The sequence below is a fragment of the Aquiflexum sp. TKW24L genome, from assembly GCF_023502205.1.
Classification (GTDB): Bacteria; Bacteroidota; Bacteroidia; order Cytophagales; family Cyclobacteriaceae; genus Cognataquiflexum.
In genome coordinates this window covers 41,268-66,537 of the sequence record NZ_JAMFLG010000006.1, presented here as the reverse complement: position 1 = coordinate 66,537, position 25,270 = coordinate 41,268, and the positions used below count along the sequence as shown (strand labels likewise).

The window sequence follows — 25,270 nt, the reverse complement described above, 5'->3', positions numbered from 1 at the left end:
TCATTTAGAGAATTAATTAACCCAACCGTTTCCTTCAGGATTGGTATCCCAAAATACCCTTAGCCTTTGTGAAGCCTTCTGAACCGCGTTGGTATTGGTAGCAACATGGTTGTTTGGATAAAAGAAGGATCTTGGAAAATCCCCAGCATCAAGCAACAAAGATGGTTGCATTCCGTCAGGTTGACCAGTTCTTCTGTAAAGGTTGTAAGCCTCATTGCCACTTCCATGAAGCGCAATCCAATATTCTCTTCCAATCACAAACATCTTCCTATTTGCCGGGGCTGCATCAAATTCCGCAGTCACATAGTTAATGTAATTTGTAGATTGTGTTGTGAATGTGGCTTGCGGAAGGTAAGAATTAATTGCAGCAGCTTCAGTGGTGGAGGATGCAAGGCTAAAAGCTCTTACATAATTGATCGATTTGGTAATTCCACTTAACAATAATGCCTTTGCATCACCTGTTACACCCGGTATGGTCTGCGCAGCCTCTGACAACATGAAATCAACAAAAGCAGGCAACATGATAGGCTGAATACCTGCACCTTGTGAGCCAGCCGCTGCTCCTGATGGACTGATTTGGGCACCTGTATCATTATCATATCGACCACCCGCAGGATAGACTCCCCATGTGGTCCGTAATAAGCCATCAGGTGGAATACCTTCGCCGTTCAAGTGATCCCTACCCCAATAACCTCTTGTTCCGGGTAAGCAGAATGGAAATCCGCCTGCCAAATAATGTCCTGGAGCGAATTCTCCCACACACCTTAAAAACTGAGGATTGGTTGGGTTGACTAATTGCTGACGATAGAAATAGAACCTCGCACGGGGATCAATAAGTGGATTTCCCCCCGAAACTTTACTTTCAGTCAATGCATACATGTACCAAGTAGACATATAATCTCCTGCACCTGAAGGTGTATAATTACCTCCAAAACTAGGATGACGTGAATCAGGATCTGTGAGGTTGGTCCCATATCGGAACACAAATTCCTGACCTGGCTGGATGAAATCATTTCTCACTATCAAAGCATTGATGGCAGCAGCACTTCCTGCGGCGTCAATCAATTTTCTGTTCAAGTGGTATTTCAATTCCAAGGTATTGATCAATTTGATCCAGTTGGCATAAACACCACCATAGAACAAATCCTGTGGAGCACCTACCGTTGTTGCAGTAAAATGTCCCCTTGCCTGAGTCAAAGCCTCAAGCGCAGCCGCGTATACCGCTGGTCCTGAGTCATATTTTGGATTAAAGTTATTAGGATCCAAGGCCTCAGAATAAGGTACATCATTGAAATTATCCACCAACGTCATCAATACATAAGCCTTGATCACTTTGGCGATTCCCAAGTGTCTCTGAAAATTTGCCTGTTCCGCTAATGGTTCCAAAAACTTGATGTCGTTGAGCACATTCGCATAACTCGTAGTCCAAATCCCATTGAAGGAAATGGGTTGGTAAGCTTGTCCATAAAGGTTGTCTGCTTGGTTCAACATCCTGGTCAAGCGCATTCCATTATCTGATGTCTGATCAAAGAATGACACAAAATCCAATTGGATTCTATTCAACACCAAATTCAAATTTGCCGTTGAGGCGGTTACAGCATTTGGATCATCTTGCAAATCCAAATCGCAGGCACTTACCACCAATAAACTAAGGGCGATAAATAAACTATATAATTTTGTTTTCATTGTAGTGTCTTTTGGCGATTAGAATGCTAAAGTAATTGTACCACCAAGTCTTTTTGAACTAGGACCTGTTACAAAGTCAAAACCAAGACCATTACCAACTCCAAGACCCAACACATCTGTGTCAAAATTCATATTTGGAGGGAAGTTAAGGGCTCTAAACCAAAGGTTGGTACCGCTCAAGGCAACTGTAGCACGTTTGAAAGGAGTCTTTGATAACACGGTCCTTGGCAAATCATACCCTAAAGACAACTCTCTTAACCTAACAGTAGATCCATCAAAGGTTCTCGCCTCGTCCGTAAAGAAATAATTGTCAAAGAAGTAGTTAGCAGCAGTCACCTGAATATCATTCTCTATATAATTTGGTTCCGCAGCTGTCCCCACATTTCTAACACCCGGTAGGATAAATGTCATCTCTCTGTCAGTCACAGGATCTTTGGTCACACCCCTAGCCAAAGTAGCAGCTACAGTCTGTGAAACAACTACTCCTTTATGTCTGTATTCAAGCATGAAGTTCAAAGAGAAGCCTTTATACCTTAAGGTGTTGATCCATGACCCATTCCATCTTGGGTTTGGATCACCCAATTCGACGATACTAGCGGTACGCTCATATTGACCATTAGGAAGGACAATTTTGTTTCCTTGATCGTCTTTTGCAATTCCAAAGCCTTTGATCACGTTGAAAGGACGACCCGGGATTGCAAAGTTACCCAAATCTGTAAATCCGGCTACTACAACTTCCTCAAGGCCTTCGCCCAATTCCATTGTCACCGTTCTATACAAAGTAAAATTCACAATAGATTCCCAAGTAAATCCTGACGCAGTACTAATTGGCGTGGCAGTTGCCTGGAATTCAACCCCCCTGTTTCTGATTTTACCGATGTTTATATTGGTAAAGGTAAATCCTGTTGCAGGATCGATCGGGGCTCTTGTGATCAGATCATTTGTGTTTTTCTGATACAAAGAAAGGTCAAATCTTAATTTATTATTGAACATGGTGGCCTCAACACCAAATTCTATTTCTTCATGCAATTCCGGTCTCAGGTTTGGATTTCCCAAATTTGTACTTACTGATTGGGTCTGAAACATTGTTCCGCCTGCATTTTGAAATGCTCTTGCACTTTGATTCAAAATATTTCTGGTATTATATGGAGTAGGAAAACCTGCTGAGGTTCCATAACCTAATCTCAACTTAAGGTCGTTGACCACTGCTGAATTCCAATTGAAAGCTTCTGAAGGCAAGAAGGAAACAGAAGTACCTGGATAAAGTATTCTCTGATTTTCAGGCTCAACTGTAGAAGTCCAGTCATTTCTTGCTGAAATATTCCAGAAAAGGAAGTTTGAATAATCAACAGTTACTGCTCCATAAATACCCATTCTTCTTTCTTCTTGCTTGTATTGCATGTTTGCGCCGTTAAGCGGATCACGTGATGAAGCCTGAAGGAAGTTGGAATGTCTGAAAAGGTTGAATGCCAACTGACCGGTGGAAACCAATCCATCCTGCTCATAGGTATCATACCTGGAGTTTCCTCCCAATAGGGCAGAAATGGAAACTTTTTCAGACAAAGTCTTTCTGTAGTTCAATACCAGATCCTGGTTCCAAATGGTGTTTCTGATATACTGGGTTTTATAATAACCGGTATTGATCAGGGTACTGACTGCACCTCCACCACCTTTGTTGTATTTATTTTCTCTGTTTTCAGAATAAGTGTCCAATCCCACCCTGTAAGTAACAGAGAAGTTGTCATTGAAATCATAATTCAATGAGGTTGAGTTGAAGAACCTGTTTACAACTGAAGATTCCACGTAGTTTTTTGAAAGCCATTTTGGATTCAATTGATCACCACCTGAACGATAATACACATTACCTCCATCGACCGGATTTTCGAAAGGTAGGTTGGCCAAATCATAAGATCTTGGTGCATATAGTGTATTTGCAAAAGCTGAAGGAATACCATTACTAGGGCCTGAACCGAAAGCAGCATTGACAGGAGGAGATACCAAATCTGTCACTGCAAAAGTGAAAGAAGAATTTACGGAAAATTTGTCAGTCACCGCAGAATTGATACCCAAACCAAAATTGTATTTCTTTAGGTTATTGCCCGGTAAGAATCCCTCATCGTCCGTATAACCGAAAGATGCAGAATAACCCGTCCTATCTGAAGAACCTGCAATCTGTACAGAAGTATTAGAAACGAGGCCTGTCTGGAAATAAGCAGTACTCACATCTTCATAAGCCTTGTAATCATAAGAAATAGGCGTAGTAGAAGGGGTTCCATCAGGGTTAGGTACAAAGAATTCAGGGAATGCGTTTCTTATACCCGCAATATTTGACAATGCAATTGGGTGCCCATGTGTAAGCCCAATGTCCAACCTATTTCCCCAGTTAGAGAAAAAGAATGGAGGAGGCGCTAATTGATGGAAACCATTGCCGTACTCGCTACCAAAAGTAGGGAGGGACGCCGCTTGGTTGGTAAATAAGGACTGGTTCACAGTGACTTCTGCAGACTTCCTTTTGTTTGCACCTGATTTGGTGGTAATTAAAATTACACCGTTTCTACCTTGGTCACCATACAATACCGTTGCGGAAAGACCTTTCAGCACTGTAACGTTTTCAATGTTGTTTGGATCAATATCCAAGAAACGGCTTGAAGTAGTTGCTCCACCTGTTGTAAAACCGTTGGTGGCATTCGTATTGGTGTTGAAAGGAACACCATCAACCACAAACAAAGGCTGGTTTGAGCCGGTTGCTGAAGAATAACCCCTGATGATGATGTTTGTACCAGCACCTGACATACCGTTTGTAGCAGTGATATTCACACCGGCTACTTTACCTTGAAGAACCCTGGCAACATCAGCTTCCGGTCTGTTTTGGATTTGCTCATCCCCTACAGTCGTTACTGCGTAGCCCAAGGCTTTCTTTTCTTTCTCAATACCGATAGCCGTTACTACCACTTCGGATAGTTGGGAGGCATCAGTAGTGAGGGTTACATTGATCACAGATCTGTTACCGATTGCTTCTTCCATGGCTTTTAAACCCACAAAAGAATAAATCAATACATTGGATCCGGCAGGTACATTAATAGAGTAATTACCATCCAAATCGGTGGTAGTACCTACTGTTGTACCCTTCACGAGGACGGTAGCGCCTGGGAGGCCCTGCCCATCTTCATCGGAAATTACCTTTCCGGTAATTACCCGTTGTTGCGCCGACACCTCGATACTTAGTGTCATGGTGAAAAGCGCAAAAACAAAGAGTAAAGCTTTTCTCATAAGGTATTTTAGTTTAGTTGATCTGTAAATAAAATTTATTTCCGTCACATTTCAAAATAAGGAAAATAGGGCCTTTGATATTATTTAATTATTATTATTTAATTGTTTTTTTATATTTAATGGAAATACATATGATAATCCTTTATGTTAATTATTGTTAAAGTTAAAATATCATAAAATTACTGGCACCTACGGGCAAATTCTTATTTAAGCGGTCTAAAAAGTGAATTATTTGGAATTCGTTTTATTTTAGAACAATCAGTTTTTTTAAATTAGATACAAACTTAATCCGCAGAATTTAATTCTGTTTGTGCTTGAAAAAAAAATTTAGCTTTTTATAAAAAAAAATTACTGTTAATGCATATCTGATATAGAATATGCCGATTAATTAATTATTTGATAATTTTTTACCCATTATAATTATAATTCATAAATTAGATCGAATCAAAAAGAAAAGGAATGATTCTTTGATTTACTTAATGCAAAAAATATTTTACCATCTGAGTATTTTACCTGTTTGGAACTAGATTTTTTCGATCTGGCATAAAAAAATATGTTTTGGCCCTATATTTTAACCTAAAATCGATTTTTAGTAAAAATCAATGGTATTTGAGTTAACATTTCAATCCGTAAAAGAATCTTTGGACACTTTTAGCACTTTAATTTTTTCGAAATAATATTTGGTATTCATTTTTAGTCAGAACAAGCCTTTTTTGAAGCACATATCAAAAAAAAGATGCAGATAGGATTTCTTCCCTCTGCATCTTTATGCGATCCTCAAAATTATAGCCTTTTAGAAGGTAAACCTTACAGATAATGCCACTTCATCCCACCAAAATCCTCCATTGTCTACGATATTGAAAGAAGGCTTCCAGTCAAGGGATAAATTGATCGGTGCATTGTCGAATTTGTAATCCAGACCAATGATACCATCCAAGCCTACTACAGTTGAACTCGATTTGTTATCCCCCCAAGGCGTATTACGGTTGTTGGAATTCCAAGATCCTATATGTGCACCCCCTCCATAAAACCACTGTAAACCTTTGGCCCCATCAATGTCTTTATGGACTTCGTATAAGCCTGTGATGATAAATCCATTCCATCTTGTGTAAAGGATTCCCTCTATAGCGGCCCCATCACTGATAAAATGCTTAACCGTGATACCGTTGCCTGAACCGAGCCTTAGGCCTATTCCGGTATTGTACTGTGCCTTCGATTCACTTACAAAAAGTAATGAAAACAGGACTGCGAGAATTAGAATTGGTTTTTTCATAAATTTTCAAATGGATTTAAGTTTAAATAAATAATGAGGGCGAAATAAATTAATAATTTTAATAAATACCATCAAAAATGGCTAGAATGATAAATCTCTTCGGGCGTAATGCAAATATCAAGCCTTATATCATGGGGTTCGGCAGGAATTTCTTTTTCGGGTGAAAAGTAGGACAACCCTACCTTAATTACTTCATGATGCAATTTTGCTAAAAATATATCATAAAAGGCCTTGCCATACCCTATCCTATTTCCCTTTTCATCAAAGGCCAAAAGTGGAACCAACACCAATTGAATCTGATCACTTGTGACCACAACAAAGTCTTTTGGAATGGGGATTCCAAAGCTGTCTGATTCAAATTCGGTGGTATGGGTAATATCCAAGGTATCTAGAACTTTGCTCTCGGGATTCACATAGGAAGTATATAGCTGGTATCCAAGGTCTTGTAACTTTTTCACCAAGGGGAAAGTGTCAATCTCATTTAATCTGGAAATGGATAAAAAAATATGGATATGCCTGATAGACGGATTGGCATGTAGGTATTCAAGAATCCGATTGCATATAATGTTTGAATATGCTTCCCTTTTTTCATTTGGCAGCGCCTTTCGAAGGGCTAGGTATTCTTTCCTAATGGCAGATTTATCCATGATCAACTCTCAAAACCATATATGAAAAGTCAAAAGGATCGAAAATCTCCTGAATTTGGTCCATGAAATTATTATCTTGGAGGTAAAACCTCATAAAATTCTCCACCCGTTCCTGAGGACTTCCACCCGGATTCATGTATTGGAAGATGGCTTCCCGTTGTTTGATTTGAATATCCCACTTGCGTTCTTCCGCCTTCCTCACCTTTTGTCCCAAGTGATCTAAGATCTTCAAAGTACGAACCTTAGCTGCTTCAAAAGCATTGCCAAGGCTTTTCTCCAACTCAGCTGCTGTTTTTCCTGATTTTTCAAAAATCAATGACAAGGCTTCTTTCTCCTCATTAAGTCTGATATCCATCGAAGCATTGCCGGATATAAAATCCTTTTTCCACTCAGCTACCGATTGAAACAGCATCTCATCTGAAAGACTGAGTTTTTCGATTTTTTTTTCGACAGCTTTATCCAAAACAACCGCAAAGTTCCGTGGCATCAATGTAGGAAACGACACATCAAAGTGATCGAAGATTCCTTTCAGTTGAAGCCAATACACTACTTCAGCCGGCCCGCCTAGATAGGCAAGGTTAGGAAGGATCATTTCCTGATACAGCGGACGAAGCACGACATTGGGACTAAAGCGCTCCGGATGTGCCTCCACTTCCTCCATCAACTCATTTTCGCTAAATGAAATCTCTGAATTCAACACCTTATATATAGTATCGGATTTTTCGATTCTTTCCCGGATTCCCTTTTCCATGTAGAAAAAATTGATCTCTCTAGGAAAAATCTGACTTTTATAGCCAAGGTCCTCCAGTTTTTTTGTTTGGGAATCAGCAAGACTTTGCGGAGTATGTTGAAACAGGTCCTCCTGGATGACAGGTACAAAAATCTTTTTAAATGCCGGTTCATTTCCGTCAACAACCAAAAGTCCCTTTTCGCCAAATAGGTGGTGAACATACTTTCTGACTGCTTCCGATAATTTGGAGGAGCCTTGGTAGGCTTCTTTAAAAAAATCTGGAACAAAACCCGATACTTCCTTGAAAAAAGCCTTGAAACTTTCATCCAGTTCAAAATCTCCAACAGCGCCCGCTTGATCTGTTTTCCATTGGTATTTTTTGCCGTCTAGTTTGAAATAATTGATTTCGTCAAAATCATGGTCTTCGCTCGCCATCCAATAGACAGGGACAAAATGATTATTCGGGTAGGCCTCATTCAACCTGTCTGCAAGATTGATCGTCGATACAATTTTATAGATAAAGTAAAGCGGCCCGGTAAAAAGGTTGAGCTGATGTCCTGTAGTGACTGTAAAAGTGTTAGCATCTGCCAAGGAGTTGATTTGGTGACTTGTAATTTCACTATCCCCGATTCCGTGGTACTGTTGGGTCAAGGCCTCTACCAATACCTTTCGGTGTGCATCTTTAAAATTCTTTCCTTCTATGAGTTTTTTGAAATTTTCGATTGTGGGGAATTGGTTGTAGAAAGGAAAAATCTCGGGCTTTTGGTGAATATAATCTAAAAATAGGGCCGAAAATTGTCCGGTACAATCCGGATCAACTGTGCTTTTTATCATGGATTTGGGGTTCAACGTTCTCTTTGACGAATCAAGTGTTTGTAACTTCGCAACAAATGATAAAGTTCGCATTTTTTTTCTTATTACAAGAATGGCAATAGTGGCGTTTAATTTTTTCAAAAATTGTATGACAGAGGAGGGCTTCTGGTAAGGTAGATTTGTGAGAATAAAGGATGAGGGGGGGGGATTAGGGTGAGAGGTAAGAGGTAAGAGGTAAGTGGTAAGAGGTGAGAGGTAAGTGGTGAGAGGTAAGTGGTAAGAGGTTAATGGTAAGAGGTTAATGGCGGGAGGTAAGTGGTAAGAGGTTAAAGGTGAGAGGTTAATGGTGAGAGGTAAGTGGTAAGAGTGAAGGTGGGAAGTGGAGAGGAAGTGAGTTAGGAAATAGGAAGTTGATGACATTGTATTGAGAGTAAAATCTAGAAAAATGAAGAAGAAAGAAATACCTGTTACAGGAATGAGTTGTGCGGCATGTGCGATTTCTATAGAAAAAACGCTTTCCACGAGTCCAGGGGTGAAATCTGCCTCCGTCAATTATGCCAATCACGTGGCGTTGCTAGAATGGGAAGATGATGTTGTAACCTTAGAAAAACTTCAGAGAGAAGTCCAATCTACAGGTTACGACCTGATGATAGAAGATGTCTTGCAGGAGGATTTGGAAAAAATGCAACTCGAGGCATATCAAAAACTCAAGAAAAAAACATTGTATGCAGGCATTTTAGCTTTGCCTGTTTTCCTGATCGGCATGTTTTGGATGCACATGCCCTATGGCAATTACATCATGTGGGCCCTGACCACTCCGGTATTGCTTGTGATGGGAAGACAATTTTTCATCCAAGCATGGAAATTAGCCAAAAACCGACAGGCGAATATGGATACGCTCGTCGCCCTCAGTACAGGGATAGCCTATATATACAGCACTTTTAACACCTTCTTTCCTGAATACCTTGCTTCCAAAGGCCTTGAAGTCCATGTGTATTTCGAAGCGGCGGCTGTGATCATTTTCTTTATTCTTTTGGGAAAAACCCTTGAATCAGGCGCCAAAGCCGGTACCGGCGCAGCACTCAAAAAATTAATGGACCTACAGCCGACAGACCTGATTGTCCTGAAAGATGGAAAGGAAATCTCCATGAAAACCAGCGAGGTCAAAAAAGGAGAGGTTATTTTAATCAAACCAGGTCAAAAAATCCCATTGGATGGAAAAGTCCTCGAAGGTTCTTCTTATGTAAATGAAAGTATGCTTACGGGCGAACCGCTTCCTGTATTAAAGGAAAAAGGCACCCAAGTTTTTGCCGGAACGATCAACAGTTCGGGAAGTTTCACTTTCACCGCAGAGCAAGTTGGAAGTGATACTTTCCTAGCCCAAATCATTCAAAGAGTCAAAGCCGCCCAAGGTTCCAAGGCCCCAATCCAGAAAATGGTAGATAAAGTGGCAGGGATATTTGTACCTGTGGTATTGGCTATTGGGCTGATCACCTTCTTTGTTTGGGGTTTCAGTGGAATCGAGGATTCTTGGTTGAGGGGGATGCTCGCCTTGATTACCGTGTGGGTGATTGCCTGTCCCTGTGCATTGGGATTGGCTACGCCGACAGCGATTATGGCTGCCATGGGCAAAGGCGCTGAAATGGGTATTTTGATCAAAGATGCCGAAAGCCTTGAAAAAGGAAAAACCATTGACACCTTGATTTTGGACAAAACTGGCACAATTACAGAAGGCAACCCGAAAGTCATCGGGGCCTTTTACAGTGAAAAATGGACCGAGCAAGATGCCGCTGTCATCAAAGCCATCGAATCCAAAAGCGAACATCCTTTGGCCAAAGCCATTTCAGGTTATTTTGAGAAAGTAGATCTAGAAAACGATATCACTGATTTCCAAAGTGAAACAGGAAAAGGTGTAAGCGCAAAAGGCGGTCAGGATACCTACCGCATAGGTACCACGAAGTGGTTAGCAAGCTTGGGAGTGGAATTGACCGGATCACTGATGACCGAATCGGCGAAGGCCCTTGAAGAAGGTGCCATCGTCGTATTCGTAGCAAAAAATGCTGATCTGATAGCCGTCTTCAAAATTGCAGACCCTATCAAGGCAACATCTAAAAAAGCCATTGCCGAATTGAAGCAAATGGGTATTGCCATTCACATGCTGACGGGTGACCAAACCAAAACCGCAGCTTGGGTAGCCAAAGAAACAGGTATCGTTCATTTCAAGGCAGAAATGTTGCCACAGGATAAGGCAGCATACCTCAAGGATTTGCAGGCACAGGGAAAACATGTGGCCATGGCAGGTGACGGCATCAATGACAGCGAGGCACTCAGTCTAGCTGACTTCAGTATTGCCATGGGAAAAGGAACTGATATCGCGATGGAAGTCGCTGAGGTGACTTTGGTCCATTCGGACTTATCTCAAATCCCAAAAACACTACAACTGACCAAAAAAACAGTGACAATTATCCGACAGAATCTCTTTTGGGCCTTTATTTACAATATCATCGGGATTCCAATTGCTGCAGGGGTTCTGTATCCGGTGTTCGGTTTCCTGCTAAACCCCATGATCGCCGGGGCAGCCATGGCACTCAGTTCAGTCTCAGTTGTCACCAATAGCCTTCGACTTAGAAAATGACACTTACTTTCAACAAACAAACTATATTAATACCAGCTCTTGTCTCTGGGTTCTTTTGGTCCCTGAGCGAAGTCGAAGGACTTGGTTCTAATTAAGATTTCTCAGTCGTACCTCCTTCGAAAAGACAAGGTGAAATCTTTCACAATCTTTCGTCTTCTGTGTTCGCCATTATTCATTCTTCATTATTAATTCAGAATTTTACTCTGTCTCAAATCTCACGTCTCACATTTAATATCTCTTTTATGAAAAATCAATTTAAAACCAACGTCAAGTGTGCTGCCTGCGTGGCCACCATCACTCCCGAAATGGAAAAAATCGCCGCCGGTTCATGGCAGGTTGACCTGACAAGTCCAGACAGGATTCTCACTGTAGAAAGCGAGAAAAATGCCGACGAGATCATTCAGGCCCTGGAAAACTCCGGATACAAAGGGGAACTGCTTTCCTAAAACAATTGCCCTCCAAATTGCTTTTATTTCTTAGCTTTGCCGAAAATTTTCAATGATCAACTACCAACAATTTGTACTGGACAATGGCCTTCAGGTGCTCGTCCATGAGGACAAGAGTACCAAAATAGCCGTGTTGAACATCCTATACAAAGTAGGCTCAAGAAATGAAATTGCCGGAAAAACAGGACTTGCCCATTATTTTGAGCACTTGATGTTTGGCAGCTCCAAGAATGTACCCGTATTTGACACAGAACTAGAAAAAGTCGGGGGCTCTTGCAATGCCTTTACCAATACCGACATCACCAATTTCTATATTACCCTTCCTGCTACCAATATTGAGACCGCATTTTGGCTCGAATCGGACAGGATGCTCCACCTCAACCTCTCAGAAAAAACCATTGAAGCCCAGCGCAAAGTGGTGATCGAGGAATTTAAGCAGCGGTACATCAACCAACCTTATGGAGATGTCCACCACCATATCCGGGGATTGGCTTACGAAAGGCATCCTTACCAATGGCCCACCATCGGCAAAAACCTAGAGGACATCGTCAACTACCAAAAAGCGGATGTGGAAGAGTTCTACTATACCCATTACCGTCCCGACAATGCGGTCATGGTCGTAGCAGGAGACGTGACTTTGGAACAAGTAAAAGCTTTGTCCGAAAAATGGTTTGGAGATATTCCCTCAGCGCCAATTCCAAAGGATACGGTTTTACAGGAATTGCCTCAAAAGAGCAAGAAAACAAAAGTTGTAGAAGCAGATGTACCTACAGATGCTTTGTACAAGGTCTATCACATGCCGGGAAAATTACAGGATGGCTATCTTGAATCGGATTTGATCACAGATATTCTTGGGTTTGGCCGCTCCTCTATCCTTGAACAGCAATTGGTCAAAAACGGTAACCTGTTTGCTTCCATTGGCTCTTATATCTTCGGCACAGTGGATCCGGGATTGTTGGTTTTTTCAGGTAAAATGGAAAAAGGACAATCAGCCGAACTTGCTGAAAAAGCTTTGGATGAAGTCGTGGCTGCATTTCTTACCTCCACCGTTTCTGAAAATACCCTAACCAAAATCAAAAATCAGGCAGAGGCCATGAAAACCTATGAATCTGTACAACTGCTGAATAGGGCCATGAGTCTGGCATATAATGCCCACCTTGGCAACCCTGATTACCAGCAAATAGAATACGAAAAGAAAATCAAAATCCCATCAGAAGAAATAATAAAACAGGCGAATAAAATCCTTATCGAAGAAAACTCTTCCGTCGTCTATTACAAGGCTAAAAATGGAAAGACCTAGCCTTTGTCTCATCCCGATAGCTATCGGGACTAAAGTCTATTTTATGGCAAATTTCAGAATCGGCTTCGGCTATGACGTGCATCAACTCCAGGAAGGCTATGAATTTTGGCTGGGAGGCATCAAATTGGAACATGAAAAAGGTGCTGTCGGACACTCAGATGCAGATGTATTGATCCATGTGATCTGTGATGCGCTTTTGGGCGCGGCCAATTTGAGGGATATCGGTTACCACTTTTCGGACAAAGACCCAAAATACAAAGGCATCGACAGCAAAATCCTGCTCAGGGAAGTGATGGCGCTTGTCCGAAAAGAAGGCTATGAAATAGGAAATATCGATTCGACAGTCTGTCTTCAGATTCCAAAGTTGAATCCACATATTCCATCCATGAAAACCTGCCTTGCCGAAGTGATGGGAACGGATATTTCCAACATTTCAATCAAAGCCACCACCACCGAACAATTGGGTTTTGTAGGAAGACAGGAGGGTATTTCCGCTTATTGCGTAGTGCTGATCCATAAAGCCTGAAGTATGGCAAGAGAAGTCAAAATCATCACCACTGACGATGGGTCACATTCCCTCTACCTTCCCGAATTGAAGGAATCTTACCATTCGTTTCATGGCGCTTACCGAGAATCTATCCATGTCTTTATGCTGTATGGACTCGAAGCTTGGTTTATGCGCAATCCTGACAGGTTTCCCATCCGGATTTTTGAAGTTGGATTTGGCACGGGACTGAATGCATGGCTTACGCTCGTCTGGGCAGAGCAGTATAAAGTACCGGTCCTCTACCATACCATAGAACCTTTTCCTTTGGAAAAAGAAATCTATGAGCAATTGAACTACACAGAAGTAGATACCTCTATCTACCATTATGCCCATTTTTTCAAGAAACTTCACCAATCTCCGTGGAATGAGGGCTTGGTCTATTCCGAGTATTTCAACATGAAAAAGGATCAGACCACTTTGGAAGAAGCCATTCTGTACCCTTCAGATATCGTCTTCTATGATGCTTTTGCACCCAAAAAACAACCTGAATTGTGGACAAAAGAGATCTTGGATAAGGTTATAGACGCCATGAATCCCGGAGGAATCCTCGTTACCTACTGCGCCACAGGCAAACTCAAAAGAACCCTCCAAGAATTAGGTTTGACAGTAGAAACCCTCCCCGGCCCTCCCGGCAAAAATGAGATGGTACGGGGAACAAAAGGATGAATATTTAAATCATTATCCCAGAAAAGCCCTGACTGTTTCGATCACAGCCCCCGGTTGTTCGGCATGAAGCCAATGCCCTGCATTCTTGAGATGGATGATGTTGCTGTTTGGAAATAATTTGGAAATAGATACTTTGTCAGTATCAGAAATATAGTTTGAATTTTCCCCACCCATAAAAAGCGTCGGGTTTTCAAAAGAATTGTCTGAGTCGATTTCCTCTCCTACGATTTCAATTTTTTCGGTGATGGTTTTAAGGTTGATTCTCCATTGAAATCCTCCTTTTTCATTTCTACCAAGGCTTTTGAGCAGAAACTGTCTGATCCCCATATTGCTGACATAATTGGAAAGAATATCATCTGCTTCTTTGCGGGACTTGATTTCCTCAATGGGAATCGCATTGAGTCCCTTTAAAATCTCCTGATGGTGAAGCGGGTAGTACCTCGGTGAAATGTCAGCCACAATCAGTTTTTTAACTTTTTCCGGAAACTGTAATGCAAAAGCCATCACCGTTTTGCCTCCCATGGAATGCCCCATGAGGTAAGCAGATTCAATGCCTTCCGTTTCCATCAGTTCCTTGATATCTTCTGCCATTACTTGGTAGTTCCAGTCCTCACTGTGTGGAGAATCCCCGTGATTTCTTTGGTCCACAAGGTAAAGCGTATAATCTTTTTCAAGTTCCTTGGCGATACTGAACCAGTTATCTGCTGATCCAAAAAGTCCATGAAGGATAATCAGGGGTTCACCGGTTCCGGTTTTTCTAAAGTTGAGTTTCATTTGATTTTTTGTTTTACTAAAGTTGTATCAATTACACCACTTATAGGAATCACTTCCTATTCCCTATCCAAACCCCAAAAATCACAGCCACTATCCCAAAATAATGACCGGGCAATAATACTTCTCCGTCCAACAATCCCCACATGATGGCCACAATCGGAATAAGGTAGGTAACTGAACTCGCAAATACCGGAGTTGCTACTTTTACCATGATATTGAACAAGATCAAAGCAATGGCTGTACCGAGAACCCCAAGTAAGGTAATGTAGCCGGCTGCTTCGACTGCGCCTTCGACATGAAGGATCTTGAAGGAAAACTGGGTAAAGGCAAACAGGTAAATCAATGCCATCGGCAAAACCATCAGCAGTGAAATGGCTGTGATCGCCACAGGTTTGAGTTCAACAAAGCGGTACTTGATGATATTCAGGTTGAACCCATAACACAGGCAGGCAAGCAATACATAGAAGGCGTAGGAGTTGATCTCAGAAAAATCCCCAAAATAAGTCCCTTCCTTCACCATCAACAGAATGACGACCCCAACAAAAGCAATGGCCAAACCAAAGCTGTTTCTTCGGGTAATCCTTGCCTGAAAAAACAACGCCCCGATAATGACCACAAATAAGGGAGTCATCGCATTGAAAACTCCGGTAAGTGAAGAACTGAGTTGGGTTTGGGCTTTTGCAAATAGGAAAGCAGGAATAAAACTGCCCATGAACCCGACTATGATCAGGTTTTTGACTTGTCTTTTTTTCAGGGTTTTCAATCTTGGCAATGAAAGCGGCAATAAGACCATACCTGCTGCCACGATTCTGAATGCGCCAACTTCTCCCGGCGAAAAAATCTCCAATCCTCTTTTGATCAAAATGAAAGAACTTCCCCAGATCAGCGCCAATACAATAAGAAAACCCCATGCCTTCAAGGCGCCTTCTGCTTGGATGTCTTTAGTCATTTTATGAAATAGGAAGAATAGGAGTGATTTGGAATGTTAAAATCCGAAAATTTTCGCTGAATCCTGCTTTAAAATTGATAATCGGCAAAAACTTCTCCTACTTCATCCAAAAGAACAGCTACTTCATCGTAGGTTTCCGCTGTGACCATCTGACTTCTGTATGGTTTGAAATTAGGCATGCCGCGGAAGTAATTGGTGTAATGCCTTCTCATTTCAAGTATTCCCTGTTTTTCGCCTTTCCATTTGACTGAAAAGTCAAGGTGCTTTTTGGTGACATTGATCCTTTGTTCCAGATCAGGACCTGCTAGTTTTTCTCCTGTTTCGAAGAAATGCTTGATTTCATTGAAGATCCAGGGATAGCCGATGGATGCACGGCCGATCATCATGCCGTCTACATTGTATTTGTCTCGGTATTCTTTTGCCTTCTCAGGAGTATCAATATCTCCATTCCCAAAAACAGGAATGTGCAGTCTTGGATTTTCTTTCACCAAGTTGAGGTATGACCAATCTGCTTCACCTTTGTACATCTGCTGACGGGTACGGGCATGGATGCTGATCGCTTGGATACCGATATCCTGAAGTCGCTCCGCAACTTCCACGATACGAATTGTATCATGAGACCAACCTAGTCGGGTTTTGACAGTGACAGGAATATTGACACGCTTGACGATTTCGGCTGTCATGGACACCATCTTATCGATGTTCAGTAAAATCCCTGCACCTGCACCTTTGCATGCTACTTTATGCACCGGACAACCATAGTTGATGTCCAATATATCCGGTCCGGCAGCCTCAGCAATGGCAGCTGCTTCCCTCATGGATTCTATTTCGGCCCCAAAAATCTGAATGCCGACCGGACGCTCGTATTCGAAAATATCCAGTTTTTGGATACTTTTGGCAGCATCCCTGATCAATCCTTCCGAGCTTATAAATTCTGTGTACATGAGGTCCGCCCCATTGTCTTTGCATACAGCTCTAAAGGGAGGATCACTCACATCTTCCATGGGAGCGAGTAGCAAGGGGAAATCCCCTAATTCTATGTTTCCAATTTTAACCACTTCCTAATTCTAATTTTCGTGTAAATTTACCCCAATTATGGATATATATAAAACCCAAGTACCCATCACAACCAAAAGTAATTGGCTTTTGTCTATTGTAGTGATGGTTTTGATTACTTTTGGCGTATTAATTCTTTTGCAAGGCCTCGGACTTTTACTTATTCCCTTCCTTTTTAATATCCCCCTTGACGAGCTGACAGCCTTATTCACAGCAGAATCCAATCATCCAAATGGCCGAATGGCTTTTCTGTTTGTGCAGGGACTTGGAGGCGGACTTGGCTTTTTGGTGGCAGGTATTCTGATAGCCAAGGTAATAGATAAGGCTGATTTTGGATGGCAACAACAATTGTCAAGGTTTAAGTTCATGGGATTTGCTTTGACTATAGTGATCATGGTGGGATCAATTCTATTCAATAGCTTGTTGATTGACTGGAATGCCAAAATCATCCTGCCGGAATTTCTGAGCGAACTGGAACAGATGATGAGGTCCAAAGAGGATGAATTGATGGCTTTGACCAAATATTTGACAGATTTTGAAAATGTTTGGGAGTTTCTTGCGGGAATCTTGGTAATCGGGGTTTTGGCAGGAATAGGGGAAGAATTTCTCTTTAGGGGAGTGCTACAGCCTAAGCTTCATTTATTTACCGGAAATGCACACATAGCGATTTGGTTATCTGCTTTTATATTTTCAGCGATCCATTTTCAATTTTATGGATTTTTTCCAAGAATGGTACTTGGAGCAATTTTCGGATACCTTTATTTATATTCGGGGAGTCTGTTATATCCTATTGTCGGACATATTCTCAACAATACTTTCACAGTGGTGTTGGTTTATTTGAATAAATTGGGCAAACTGGATTTTAATATAGAAGAGACCGATCAGGTATCGGTACCACTCGCAATGTTAGGATTGTTGATTTTGCTTGTTGGTTTTAGAATGTTTAAAGAGAAATCTCAAATTATTGAATCAGATGGATAACTGGCAGAAAGTATTTTCAGATGGCTCTCCGGTAAGGGCAGAGATTGTCAAATCAGTCTTGGAGGAAAACGGGATTCCTGCAGTCGTGATGAATAAAATAGAATCGGTGTACAGGATACACGGACAATATGAGGTGATGGTGCCCCAGGTTGAGTTTTCAAAAGCATTAAATATTGTCAAGAATGAGATCTCCTTTTAGAGTCAGAGACCGATTTAACATAAATAATTACAGTAATCTTGGCCAAAGGGTAATCACAGGGATCATCGGAGCGGGCATCATCGTGGCAGGCTCGATCATCAGTCCTTGGCTTTATTTCTTGATATTTGGGTTAATATTGGCGTTTTCCCAAATGGAATTCTACAAGCTTTCTGGACTCGACGGCATGTTGCCGCTCAAAAGCTTTGGAACATTTTTGGGGCTTAGTATTTTTACTCTCTCGTTTTTTATAGGGATGGAGCACTTAAATGAGAAATATTATTTTCTGATTTTCCCATTAGCCTCTCTGGTTTTCTTTATCAAATTGTACAGGAAAACGGACAAGAAACCTTTTACGGGAATTGCCTTTACTTTCTTAGGGTTATTTTATGTGGCGGTTCCTTTTTCTCTTTTAAACGTTGCGGCTTTTTCAGTGGATGGGTCCTTTCATTATGAGGTTATTGTTGGGGCGCTCTTCATTCTTTGGGCTTCGGATTCGGGCGCTTATTTTGCCGGAACCAAATTTGGCAAGACCAAGCTGTTTGAAAGGGTATCCCCAAAAAAATCCTGGGAAGGGTTTTTGGGAGGAGCGGCCGCAGCTTTTCTCGTTGCTTATTTTTTGGGTAAAAATTTTAAGTCCATCGAAGAATGGCAATGGCTGGGTATGGCAACCATTATCATCATCGCAGGCACGTACGGTGACTTGATAGAGTCACTTTTCAAGAGAAGCATTGAGATCAAAGACTCAGGAAAATCCCTTCCGGGACATGGTGGATTTATGGACCGTTTTGACGGATTGTTATTATCGGCCCCATTTATAGCCGCCTTTTTGAAAATCTTCTAATTTTACCTATGGCATATTAAAAAACTCCTTAATATTGTACCCTAATCAACAGTCAACTAAAATAACCCAATATGGCTTACATTGAACCGGCTCCAATCAAGGATAAAGAAAATCCGCTGGAGTCCATGATGGAAAGATTTCACATTGCAGCAGAAAAATTAGGTCTTTCAGAAGAGATCTACAACGTGCTAAAAAATCCCGCCAAACAAGTCATCGTCTCCCTTCCGATTACCATGGATAATGGTAAAATCAAGGTTTTTGAAGGGATCCGGGTAATCCATTCCAACATCCTAGGACCTGCAAAAGGAGGGATTAGGTTTGCACCCGATGTCCACTTGGATGAGGTCAGGGCATTGGCTGCTTGGATGACTTGGAAATGTGCCGTCGTGGACATTCCTTATGGCGGAGGTAAAGGTGGTGTGAGGTGTAATCCAAGGGAAATGTCAGCCGGTGAAATTGAGAGATTGGTGAGGGCTTACACCCTTGCGATGATCGATGTCTTTGGTCCTGATAAAGATATACCTGCCCCGGATATGGGAACAGGACCAAGAGAAATGGCATGGCTGATGGATGAATATTCCAAAGCACATGGCATGACTGTCAATGCTGTCGTTACCGGCAAGCCATTGGTATTGGGCGGTTCATTGGGAAGAACCGAAGCCACCGGTCGTGGCGTCATGGTAACCGCCTTGGCTGCCATGCAAAAACTCAAAATCAATCCTTTTCAGGCAACATGTGCCGTACAGGGATTTGGAAACGTGGGTTCATGGGCTTCATTGCTGTTAGAAGAAAGAGGGTTGAAAATTGTAGCGATTTCTGATATTTCCGGAGCATATTACAATGCTGATGGCATTAACATACAGGAAGCCATCGCCTACAGAGACAGCAATAAAGGGACACTTGAGAATTTCAAAGGTGCTGAGAAATTAGCTGACGCCATGGATTTGCTTGAATTGGAAGTAGATGTCCTTGTTCCAGCTGCAGTAGAAGACGTCATCACCATTGCCAACGCTGATAGAATCAAAGCTAAGCTGATCGTCGAAGGTGCCAATGGCCCTACCTCGGCAAAGGCAGATGCCATTCTAAATGACAAAGGCATCATGGCAGTACCGGATATTTTGGCAAATGCCGGTGGTGTTACGGTTTCCTATTTTGAGTGGGTCCAAAATAGACTCGGTTACAAATGGACAGCCGAAAGGGTCAACAGAAGGTCTGACAGGATCATGAAAGACGCCTTTGACCATGTGTATGAGGCTTCTATTAAGTACCAAGTTCCATTGAGAATCGCAGCGTATATTGTTGCGATAGACAAAGTAGCTAAAACCTACACCTATAGGGGAGGTTTTTAAGGTCAAAAAAAAGTTTTTACTATATTTGGGGCGTGGAAGTCAACTTTCACGCCTTTTCAATTTTATAGCTCATGAGTATTCACAAAGAAGGTAGGACATTGTTGTTTTGGCTATTGCTAATTTTAGTAGCGGTCAATTTTGGGTTGAACAGGTGGATACCTGAGCAGGAGACCGTTCTCAATGTTATATTATTGGTCAGTATTGTTTTTTATTTAATTATACTCCAGTTTTTTAGAAACCCATTCATTCCACTTCCCAACGAAGATAAACTGGTATTTGCTCCTGCCGACGGCAAAGTAGTCGTCATCGAAGAAACTACCGAAACCGAATACCTTAATGAGCGGAGAATGCAGGTTTCGATATTCATGTCTCCGATCAATGTCCATGTCAACCGCTCGCCGATAGCCGGTGTCGTGGAGTTTTTTAAATATCATCCAGGAAAATACCTTGTAGCATGGCATCCAAAATCCAGTACTGAAAATGAGAGAACCACTATGGTCCTTTTGCATAAAAGCGGGGTGAAGATCCTTGTCCGTCAGATTGCAGGGGCATTGGCACGCAGGATCAAATGGTATGTCAAGGAAGGAACCCCATTAGCTCAAGGCGGGGAATTCGGATTTATCAAATTTGGCTCAAGAGTAGACGTCTATCTACCTTTGGATGCGGAGGTTTTGGTAAGCATGGATGAAAAAACCAAAGGTGGAAGAACACCGATTGCAAGGTTAAAGTGATTGAGCTCTTCGTGATTTGTAATCGCGAGGACAGATAAAAAGAACTTGAAATTTCATTAGAATTCTATCCCAATAAACGTTTAAACTTCGCCGAGTCGATAAAGAAATATTTTTTGTTAGATAAGGTTTATTCCTCTGACAATGACTGCGATTTACGGTTAATTATCAATAGTTTAAGAAATGGAGTAAAATTAAGATTGGATTTAGCGTTTATTCTTAGATTTGGCATCAATTTATGCTTCAATGAAAAAACTTTCCAATCTATTAACAGGGTTCACTTTTTTTTCCATCCTGCTGTTCAGCAGTTGCTACCCCATCGAACCGGAATTTGTATCAGATTATGATTCGGTATTCACCGAAAAATCAGACCCTGATTTTGATTTCAGCAATCCCGCTATCGATACTTATTATTTGGCAGATACGGTCATTGTTTTAACCGATCCTGGTACATCTAATACGGACCTTGAAATTGATCTGCGTCTCGTTTTAAATCGGGTACGATTTAATATGAACCAAGCAGGTTACACAGAAATTTCAGATAGTAATTTGGCTACACAGGCCGACTACCTTGTTTTAGTAAGTGTAAACCGTTCCGATAACTATTTCTCCACTTGGTGGGGAGGTTGGGGCGGCTGGGGAGGTTGGGGAGGTTGGGGCTGGGGAGGCTGTTGCTTCTTTCCACCCCAAGTCACTACTTCCAATATTCGCACCGGTGCTATTATAGTGGAGCTACTGGATGGAAAATCGCTCCCCAAACGAAACCAAGTCATTCCTGAGGTATGGTATGGCGTAGGTACCGGGCTATTTAGGGGTAACGTCACAAACCTAACTAACCGCACGTTGGGAGCCATTGATCAAATGTTTTTACAATCACCTTACCTGACTCGTTAAACGATGAAAAAAGTTCTGGTTTTTATCGCAATCATCGCTTTTGGAATTTCAGCAAATGCCCAAACGAATAAAATTCGGGTGCCCAATTTTAGGAAAAATAACTTTCGTATAAACTATGATATCGCCGTTCCTCTTGGTCAAATGTCTAATGATTTCATCAGCAGCATGTCGTGGCGAGGAGTCAGTATAGAAAATCGCTGGGCTGTTAAACCCAAAATTACTGTTGGTTTTTTGCTTGGCTGGCAAGTTTTTGCGCAGCGCTTTGATAATTATACACAAGAGCTAAACAATGGCAATGCCGCTATCCATGGCAATCAGTTTCGAACGATAAACACCTTCCCGATTCAAGGAACTGTACATTACACCATTATCGATGATGGAGGTATTTTGCCATGGGTGGGAATGGGAATCGGAACCGCTCATTCCAATCAGGTGCTGCGGGTTGGATTTTATGAAGATCAAAGAAAATTCATGAGTTTTTCCCTTACCCCGCAAGCGGGTATAGATCTACCGATAGATAAAGTAACCTCAATTAGTTTGAGTACGCGCTACAATTTCTTTCTACATAGTAATCAACCCTTCAACTACTCATTTATGGTGTTTAGTATCGGGTTAAAGCAAAGCTATTTTTAGAAACTCAAGCCCTGTTGGGAGATGTAATTGAATGGCTTATTGTTGGAATTGAAAGCGGGGGAAAGGACTTCGATTGTTAGGCTAATGTAATCTTAACCTTTTACCCTTTTATACTGCAAAAGGCCCAAAACTAAAGTGCTTAGGAAGAAGATAAATGTCAACCACTCATAGGTTCTTCCTTCTGATTTTTGCTCTGTTACCATCCCCTCTTTTTCAGCCAAAGTCCTTTTGAGCATGGCGATTTCTCTTTCCTGTTTTTGGGAGATAAATTTATAATCATTCTTTTCGTAGGTGATTTCAGTTTTTTGGATCTCGCTGAGCATCTTCAATTCATCCATGATCTGATTGTCCTTTTGGATGATCCTTTCCATCCATTCATTGGTTTCGATCATGTCTTTTTTAGTGCGGTTACCAAAAATCCCTGTTTTTTTGGATTCTGAGGTTTTCCATGCAGCATGCATTTTGGTCCTTTCGGATACTAGATTATCCAATTTGGCTTGGGCAAAAAGGGTGAAAGGAGCAAGGAACAAAATAATTAAAAGGTATCTTTTCAACATTTTATGGTTTTAATTTACTTACTTCCTTTCAAAAGTTATGCCGATCATCGACCTACCTGGTTTTTAATTTATTTCCTGTTTTTCTTTTGAAGGTTCCTTGTCTTCTTTTTCCATTGGTATAAAAATTATACATAAAATTGATAGCGAAAACGGTGATGGTCAAAGGAATAAACAGATCCGGCACCATGATTTTAACGCCAAAAAGTATCAGGAGTGAAGCCAATATTCCTGTTTTGAAAGTGGTGTGACTTTCAGGATATACTTTTCCGATCAGAAAGAGACTCAATCCCTCTATCAATAAAATGAGGATGATCAAATAAGTCAACATGTCTTTCATGGTGGTATCATTGGACCATACCACCCAAGCAAGTCCGGCTGCAACAAGAATCAAACTAGCGGATTGGATCGATACATTCAGTCTTTCTCTCATATTATTTAGGGGTTTTTGGCTTTGTTCAAGTTAGGAATTTACCATATAAATTCAAAAAACCCACAATCACTTTTATGAAGACCCGAAATGAGTTTCCTTTGATAAATATTTTAAGTTGAAATGGATCTTCAATATCCCCTAGAATTGGTTGGAACTTTTGTCTTTGCCATCTCCGGTGCTTTGGCAGTCAGGGATCGCGAGCATGATATTTTTGGAGCAGGATTCACGGGATTCATCACCGCTATCGGAGGAGGAACACTGCGGGATGTGTTGTTGGGATCTTATCCCTTGGTTTGGATAGGAGATGTCTATTTTCTTTATGCAATTTTTGCAGGGATTTTTACTGCTTTAGTTTTCCCGAAAATCATGTTGAAATTGAGGAAAACCATGTTTCTATTTGACACCCTTGGGATAGGGTTTTTTACAGTCCTTGGTGTTGAAAAATCTTTGAGTCTAGGATTCAGACCTGAGATTTCAGCCATCATGGGCATGTTTTCGGCTGTGATGGGCGGTGTCATCCGCGATACTTTGGTCAATGAAATCCCGATACTTTTCCGCAAAGAAGTTTATGCCTCCGCATGTTTGGCAGGAGCTATTCTTTATTTGGTTTTGAATTACTTTGGTGTTCACAGGGACATCAACCTGCTGGTTTCTATTTCTGTGATTATCAGTATCCGATTGATTGCAGTCAGATACAAATTGAGTTTGCCGAGATTGGATTGAAATTTTGAGGTATTGGTTTAAATCCAATATTTTTCAACAGAACAGGGAATAGTCTACCATTTATTTAGAAAGCAGATTTTTTTCAATAAATTATTGATCCTTAGCTTCTGCGAAAGAATCACCAACAAAACCCAGAATGATAAAAAGCCTTCCCTACATTTTTTTAATTGCTTTAGTCCTCATCGGCTGTAAGCAACAAGATTCAAAATCCAAACCAGAATATACCCTTCGATTTGGCCATCTTGCCAATGAAAACAACATCTGGCACAAAGCAGCTTTAAAATTTGCAGAGGAAGTTTATAATAAATCTGAAGGAAGGGTACAAGTTAAGGTCTACCCCAACGAGCAACTTGGAAAGGAAATGGATATGCTGACAGGGATATTGGGAGGGAGCGTGGACCTCATGGTCACTGCAGAATCTCTGGAAAATTGGAGTCTTCCTTTGGCCATCCTTTGCGCCACGCCATATGCTATCCGAGATTCGGATCACCTCAAGAAAGTAGCCGGTGGGCAAATCGGCAAAGAAATCGAGGCCCATATCACCCAAGTGGCAGGATTAAAACCCATCGCATGGTTTGAAAGGGGAGCAAGAAACCTGACAACGAATATACCTATCCGACATCCGGACGACCTCAAAGGTCTGATTATTCGGGTTCCCAATGTTTCTCTTTACGTCGCTACCTGGAGCGCTTTGGGAGCCAAACCCACACCCATGGCATTTTCTGAAGTTTTCACTTCTTTGCAACAATCGACCATCCACGGTCAGGAGAATCCTTTTGCTTTGATCCGGAATGCAGGACTTTATGAAGTTCAGAAATATTGTAACCTGACCGAACATGTCAAAGGATGGGCTTATGTGGTCATGGGGAACAAGAAATTTGAAAGTATGCCGCCTGATTTGAAGCAAATCATTTTGGAATCAGCCAATGTCATGCAAGCTTATGAACATGAGCTATACCTAAAACAAGAAGAATTGGACTCCAGGTTTTTGAAAGAAAAAGGAATGGAGTTTATCGAAGTAGACAAAGCAGCTTTTGAAAAAATGGCAAGCGCTGCGGTCATGGCAAGCTTTACAGAGGAACAAAAAGAGCTGTACAAAAGAATCCAGGAAGTAAGATGAAAATCAGCTAGGTTAAAAGGAAA

Annotated in this window: 24 protein-coding genes; 14 read left to right on the top strand and 10 right to left on the bottom strand. The window is 41.4% G+C overall.

The window, feature by feature from the left end:
- Positions 1 to 12: 12 nt before the first annotated feature.
- From M3O96_RS05795 to bshC, 5 genes are all read right to left on the bottom strand, one after another.
- Positions 13 to 1,686 carry a SusD/RagB family nutrient-binding outer membrane lipoprotein gene (locus M3O96_RS05795; RefSeq protein ID WP_249719356.1) on the bottom strand — a complete coding sequence of 558 codons (1,674 nt, stop codon included), beginning with the start codon at positions 1,684 to 1,686 and terminating at the stop codon, positions 13 to 15.
- A gap of 18 nt (positions 1,687 to 1,704) precedes the next feature.
- A complete protein-coding gene (locus M3O96_RS05790) occupies positions 1,705 to 4,956 on the bottom strand; it encodes a SusC/RagA family TonB-linked outer membrane protein (protein WP_249719355.1) in 3,252 nt (1,083 codons plus the stop codon).
- A gap of 793 nt (positions 4,957 to 5,749) precedes the next feature.
- On the bottom strand, positions 5,750 to 6,229 hold the full coding sequence (locus M3O96_RS05785; protein ID WP_249719354.1) for a hypothetical protein: 480 nt from the start codon (positions 6,227 to 6,229) through the stop codon (positions 5,750 to 5,752).
- A 71-nt stretch (positions 6,230 to 6,300) separates the two neighbouring features.
- Positions 6,301 to 6,876, bottom strand: a complete 576-nt coding sequence (locus tag M3O96_RS05780) for a 5-formyltetrahydrofolate cyclo-ligase (protein ID WP_249719353.1) — start codon at positions 6,874 to 6,876, stop codon at positions 6,301 to 6,303.
- Positions 6,869 to 8,440, bottom strand: coding sequence for a bacillithiol biosynthesis cysteine-adding enzyme BshC (gene bshC / locus M3O96_RS05775; protein ID WP_249719352.1), 1,572 nt, complete (start codon positions 8,438 to 8,440; stop codon positions 6,869 to 6,871). Before bshC ends, M3O96_RS05780 begins: the two co-directional genes overlap by 8 nt.
- 424 nt (positions 8,441 to 8,864) lie before the next feature.
- Here bshC and M3O96_RS05770 point away from each other — a divergent pair, with 424 nt between their 5' ends.
- The 5 genes from M3O96_RS05770 (at position 8,865) to mnmC2 (ending at position 14,013) form a co-directional block, all read left to right on the top strand.
- Positions 8,865 to 11,054 (top strand): heavy metal translocating P-type ATPase, encoded by a 2,190-nt coding sequence (locus M3O96_RS05770; protein WP_249719351.1) that lies wholly within the window; start codon positions 8,865 to 8,867, stop codon positions 11,052 to 11,054.
- A gap of 242 nt (positions 11,055 to 11,296) precedes the next feature.
- Complete coding sequence (locus M3O96_RS05765; RefSeq protein WP_249719350.1) at positions 11,297 to 11,500, top strand: heavy-metal-associated domain-containing protein; 204 nt, start codon at positions 11,297 to 11,299, stop codon at positions 11,498 to 11,500.
- Between the two features lie 52 nt (positions 11,501 to 11,552).
- Positions 11,553 to 12,800 carry a M16 family metallopeptidase gene (locus tag M3O96_RS05760; protein ID WP_249719349.1) on the top strand — a complete coding sequence of 416 codons (1,248 nt, stop codon included), beginning with the start codon at positions 11,553 to 11,555 and terminating at the stop codon, positions 12,798 to 12,800.
- Between the two features lie 43 nt (positions 12,801 to 12,843).
- Positions 12,844 to 13,326: a 2-C-methyl-D-erythritol 2,4-cyclodiphosphate synthase gene (gene ispF, locus M3O96_RS05755; RefSeq protein ID WP_249719489.1), complete on the top strand. Its 483-nt coding sequence runs from the start codon at positions 12,844 to 12,846 to the stop codon at positions 13,324 to 13,326.
- A gap of 3 nt (positions 13,327 to 13,329) precedes the next feature.
- Positions 13,330 to 14,013: a tRNA (5-methylaminomethyl-2-thiouridine)(34)-methyltransferase MnmC2 gene (gene mnmC2, locus M3O96_RS05750; RefSeq protein ID WP_249719348.1), complete on the top strand. Its 684-nt coding sequence runs from the start codon at positions 13,330 to 13,332 to the stop codon at positions 14,011 to 14,013.
- A 12-nt stretch (positions 14,014 to 14,025) separates the two neighbouring features.
- On the opposite strand, the gene M3O96_RS05745 is transcribed toward mnmC2, so the two are convergent.
- The 3 genes from M3O96_RS05745 to dusB form a co-directional block, all read right to left on the bottom strand.
- Positions 14,026 to 14,787: an alpha/beta fold hydrolase gene (locus M3O96_RS05745; protein WP_249719347.1), complete on the bottom strand. Its 762-nt coding sequence runs from the start codon at positions 14,785 to 14,787 to the stop codon at positions 14,026 to 14,028.
- A 49-nt stretch (positions 14,788 to 14,836) separates the two neighbouring features.
- Positions 14,837 to 15,736, bottom strand: a complete 900-nt coding sequence (locus M3O96_RS05740; RefSeq protein WP_249719346.1) for a DMT family transporter — start codon at positions 15,734 to 15,736, stop codon at positions 14,837 to 14,839.
- A gap of 68 nt (positions 15,737 to 15,804) precedes the next feature.
- On the bottom strand, positions 15,805 to 16,794 hold the full coding sequence (dusB, locus tag M3O96_RS05735; RefSeq protein WP_249719345.1) for a tRNA dihydrouridine synthase DusB: 990 nt from the start codon (positions 16,792 to 16,794) through the stop codon (positions 15,805 to 15,807).
- Positions 16,795 to 16,831: 37 nt separating this feature from the next.
- Here dusB and M3O96_RS05730 point away from each other — a divergent pair, with 37 nt between their 5' ends.
- The 7 genes from M3O96_RS05730 (at position 16,832) to M3O96_RS05700 (ending at position 22,417) form a co-directional block, all read left to right on the top strand.
- On the top strand, positions 16,832 to 17,773 hold the full coding sequence (locus M3O96_RS05730; RefSeq protein WP_249719344.1) for a CPBP family intramembrane glutamic endopeptidase: 942 nt from the start codon (positions 16,832 to 16,834) through the stop codon (positions 17,771 to 17,773).
- A complete protein-coding gene (locus M3O96_RS05725; RefSeq protein ID WP_241125481.1) occupies positions 17,766 to 17,972 on the top strand; it encodes a putative signal transducing protein in 207 nt (68 codons plus the stop codon). Before M3O96_RS05730 ends, M3O96_RS05725 begins: the two co-directional genes overlap by 8 nt.
- Positions 17,956 to 18,813 (top strand): phosphatidate cytidylyltransferase, encoded by an 858-nt coding sequence (locus M3O96_RS05720; protein WP_249719343.1) that lies wholly within the window; start codon positions 17,956 to 17,958, stop codon positions 18,811 to 18,813. Before M3O96_RS05725 ends, M3O96_RS05720 begins: the two co-directional genes overlap by 17 nt.
- A 71-nt stretch (positions 18,814 to 18,884) precedes the next feature.
- The gene (locus tag M3O96_RS05715; RefSeq protein ID WP_249719342.1) at positions 18,885 to 20,162 is read left to right on the top strand and encodes a Glu/Leu/Phe/Val family dehydrogenase; all 1,278 of its coding nucleotides are present in this window, start codon (positions 18,885 to 18,887) and stop codon (positions 20,160 to 20,162) included.
- A gap of 71 nt (positions 20,163 to 20,233) precedes the next feature.
- Positions 20,234 to 20,893 carry a phosphatidylserine decarboxylase family protein gene (locus M3O96_RS05710; protein ID WP_249719341.1) on the top strand — a complete coding sequence of 220 codons (660 nt, stop codon included), beginning with the start codon at positions 20,234 to 20,236 and terminating at the stop codon, positions 20,891 to 20,893.
- Positions 20,894 to 21,136: 243 nt separating this feature from the next.
- The gene (locus tag M3O96_RS05705; RefSeq protein WP_249719340.1) at positions 21,137 to 21,784 is read left to right on the top strand and encodes a DUF4136 domain-containing protein; all 648 of its coding nucleotides are present in this window, start codon (positions 21,137 to 21,139) and stop codon (positions 21,782 to 21,784) included.
- A gap of 3 nt (positions 21,785 to 21,787) precedes the next feature.
- A complete protein-coding gene (locus tag M3O96_RS05700; protein ID WP_249719339.1) occupies positions 21,788 to 22,417 on the top strand; it encodes a hypothetical protein in 630 nt (209 codons plus the stop codon).
- A 92-nt stretch (positions 22,418 to 22,509) separates the two neighbouring features.
- Here the strand turns inward: M3O96_RS05700 and M3O96_RS05695 are convergent, their stop codons facing one another.
- Positions 22,510 to 22,974, bottom strand: coding sequence for a Clp protease ClpB (locus tag M3O96_RS05695; RefSeq protein ID WP_249719338.1), 465 nt, complete (start codon positions 22,972 to 22,974; stop codon positions 22,510 to 22,512).
- 52 nt (positions 22,975 to 23,026) lie between these two features.
- Positions 23,027 to 23,404, bottom strand: coding sequence for a hypothetical protein (locus tag M3O96_RS05690; RefSeq protein ID WP_249719337.1), 378 nt, complete (start codon positions 23,402 to 23,404; stop codon positions 23,027 to 23,029).
- Positions 23,405 to 23,524: 120 nt separating this feature from the next.
- Here M3O96_RS05690 and M3O96_RS05685 point away from each other — a divergent pair, with 120 nt between their 5' ends.
- A complete protein-coding gene (locus tag M3O96_RS05685; protein WP_249719336.1) occupies positions 23,525 to 24,127 on the top strand; it encodes a trimeric intracellular cation channel family protein in 603 nt (200 codons plus the stop codon).
- A 136-nt stretch (positions 24,128 to 24,263) separates the two neighbouring features.
- The gene (locus M3O96_RS05680; protein ID WP_249719335.1) at positions 24,264 to 25,247 is read left to right on the top strand and encodes a TRAP transporter substrate-binding protein; all 984 of its coding nucleotides are present in this window, start codon (positions 24,264 to 24,266) and stop codon (positions 25,245 to 25,247) included.
- The last annotated feature ends 23 nt before the right edge of the window (positions 25,248 to 25,270 follow it).

What these genes read in the sequence shown, in the direction of transcription:
- M3O96_RS05795 (WP_249719356.1), bottom strand. Translation starts at nt 1,686, where the DNA reads ATGAAAACAAAATTATATAGTTTATTTATCGCCCTTAGTTTATTGGTG.
- M3O96_RS05790 (WP_249719355.1), bottom strand. Translation starts at nt 4,956, where the DNA reads ATGAGAAAAGCTTTACTCTTTGTTTTTGCGCTTTTCACCATGACACTA.
- M3O96_RS05785 (WP_249719354.1), bottom strand. Translation starts at nt 6,229, where the DNA reads ATGAAAAAACCAATTCTAATTCTCGCAGTCCTGTTTTCATTACTTTTT.
- M3O96_RS05780 (WP_249719353.1), bottom strand. Translation starts at nt 6,876, where the DNA reads ATGGATAAATCTGCCATTAGGAAAGAATACCTAGCCCTTCGAAAGGCG.
- bshC (WP_249719352.1), bottom strand. Translation starts at nt 8,440, where the DNA reads ATGATAAAAAGCACAGTTGATCCGGATTGTACCGGACAATTTTCGGCC.
- M3O96_RS05770 (WP_249719351.1), top strand. Translation starts at nt 8,865, where the DNA reads ATGAAGAAGAAAGAAATACCTGTTACAGGAATGAGTTGTGCGGCATGT.
- M3O96_RS05765 (WP_249719350.1), top strand. Translation starts at nt 11,297, where the DNA reads ATGAAAAATCAATTTAAAACCAACGTCAAGTGTGCTGCCTGCGTGGCC.
- M3O96_RS05760 (WP_249719349.1), top strand. Translation starts at nt 11,553, where the DNA reads ATGATCAACTACCAACAATTTGTACTGGACAATGGCCTTCAGGTGCTC.
- ispF (WP_249719489.1), top strand. Translation starts at nt 12,844, where the DNA reads ATGGCAAATTTCAGAATCGGCTTCGGCTATGACGTGCATCAACTCCAG.
- mnmC2 (WP_249719348.1), top strand. Translation starts at nt 13,330, where the DNA reads ATGGCAAGAGAAGTCAAAATCATCACCACTGACGATGGGTCACATTCC.
- M3O96_RS05745 (WP_249719347.1), bottom strand. Translation starts at nt 14,787, where the DNA reads ATGAAACTCAACTTTAGAAAAACCGGAACCGGTGAACCCCTGATTATC.
- M3O96_RS05740 (WP_249719346.1), bottom strand. Translation starts at nt 15,736, where the DNA reads ATGACTAAAGACATCCAAGCAGAAGGCGCCTTGAAGGCATGGGGTTTT.
- M3O96_RS05730 (WP_249719344.1), top strand. Translation starts at nt 16,832, where the DNA reads ATGGATATATATAAAACCCAAGTACCCATCACAACCAAAAGTAATTGG.
- M3O96_RS05725 (WP_241125481.1), top strand. Translation starts at nt 17,766, where the DNA reads ATGGATAACTGGCAGAAAGTATTTTCAGATGGCTCTCCGGTAAGGGCA.
- M3O96_RS05720 (WP_249719343.1), top strand. Translation starts at nt 17,956, where the DNA reads ATGAGATCTCCTTTTAGAGTCAGAGACCGATTTAACATAAATAATTAC.
- M3O96_RS05715 (WP_249719342.1), top strand. Translation starts at nt 18,885, where the DNA reads ATGGCTTACATTGAACCGGCTCCAATCAAGGATAAAGAAAATCCGCTG.
- M3O96_RS05710 (WP_249719341.1), top strand. Translation starts at nt 20,234, where the DNA reads ATGAGTATTCACAAAGAAGGTAGGACATTGTTGTTTTGGCTATTGCTA.
- M3O96_RS05705 (WP_249719340.1), top strand. Translation starts at nt 21,137, where the DNA reads ATGAAAAAACTTTCCAATCTATTAACAGGGTTCACTTTTTTTTCCATC.
- M3O96_RS05700 (WP_249719339.1), top strand. Translation starts at nt 21,788, where the DNA reads ATGAAAAAAGTTCTGGTTTTTATCGCAATCATCGCTTTTGGAATTTCA.
- M3O96_RS05695 (WP_249719338.1), bottom strand. Translation starts at nt 22,974, where the DNA reads ATGTTGAAAAGATACCTTTTAATTATTTTGTTCCTTGCTCCTTTCACC.
- M3O96_RS05690 (WP_249719337.1), bottom strand. Translation starts at nt 23,404, where the DNA reads ATGAGAGAAAGACTGAATGTATCGATCCAATCCGCTAGTTTGATTCTT.
- M3O96_RS05685 (WP_249719336.1), top strand. Translation starts at nt 23,525, where the DNA reads ATGGATCTTCAATATCCCCTAGAATTGGTTGGAACTTTTGTCTTTGCC.
- M3O96_RS05680 (WP_249719335.1), top strand. Translation starts at nt 24,264, where the DNA reads ATGATAAAAAGCCTTCCCTACATTTTTTTAATTGCTTTAGTCCTCATC.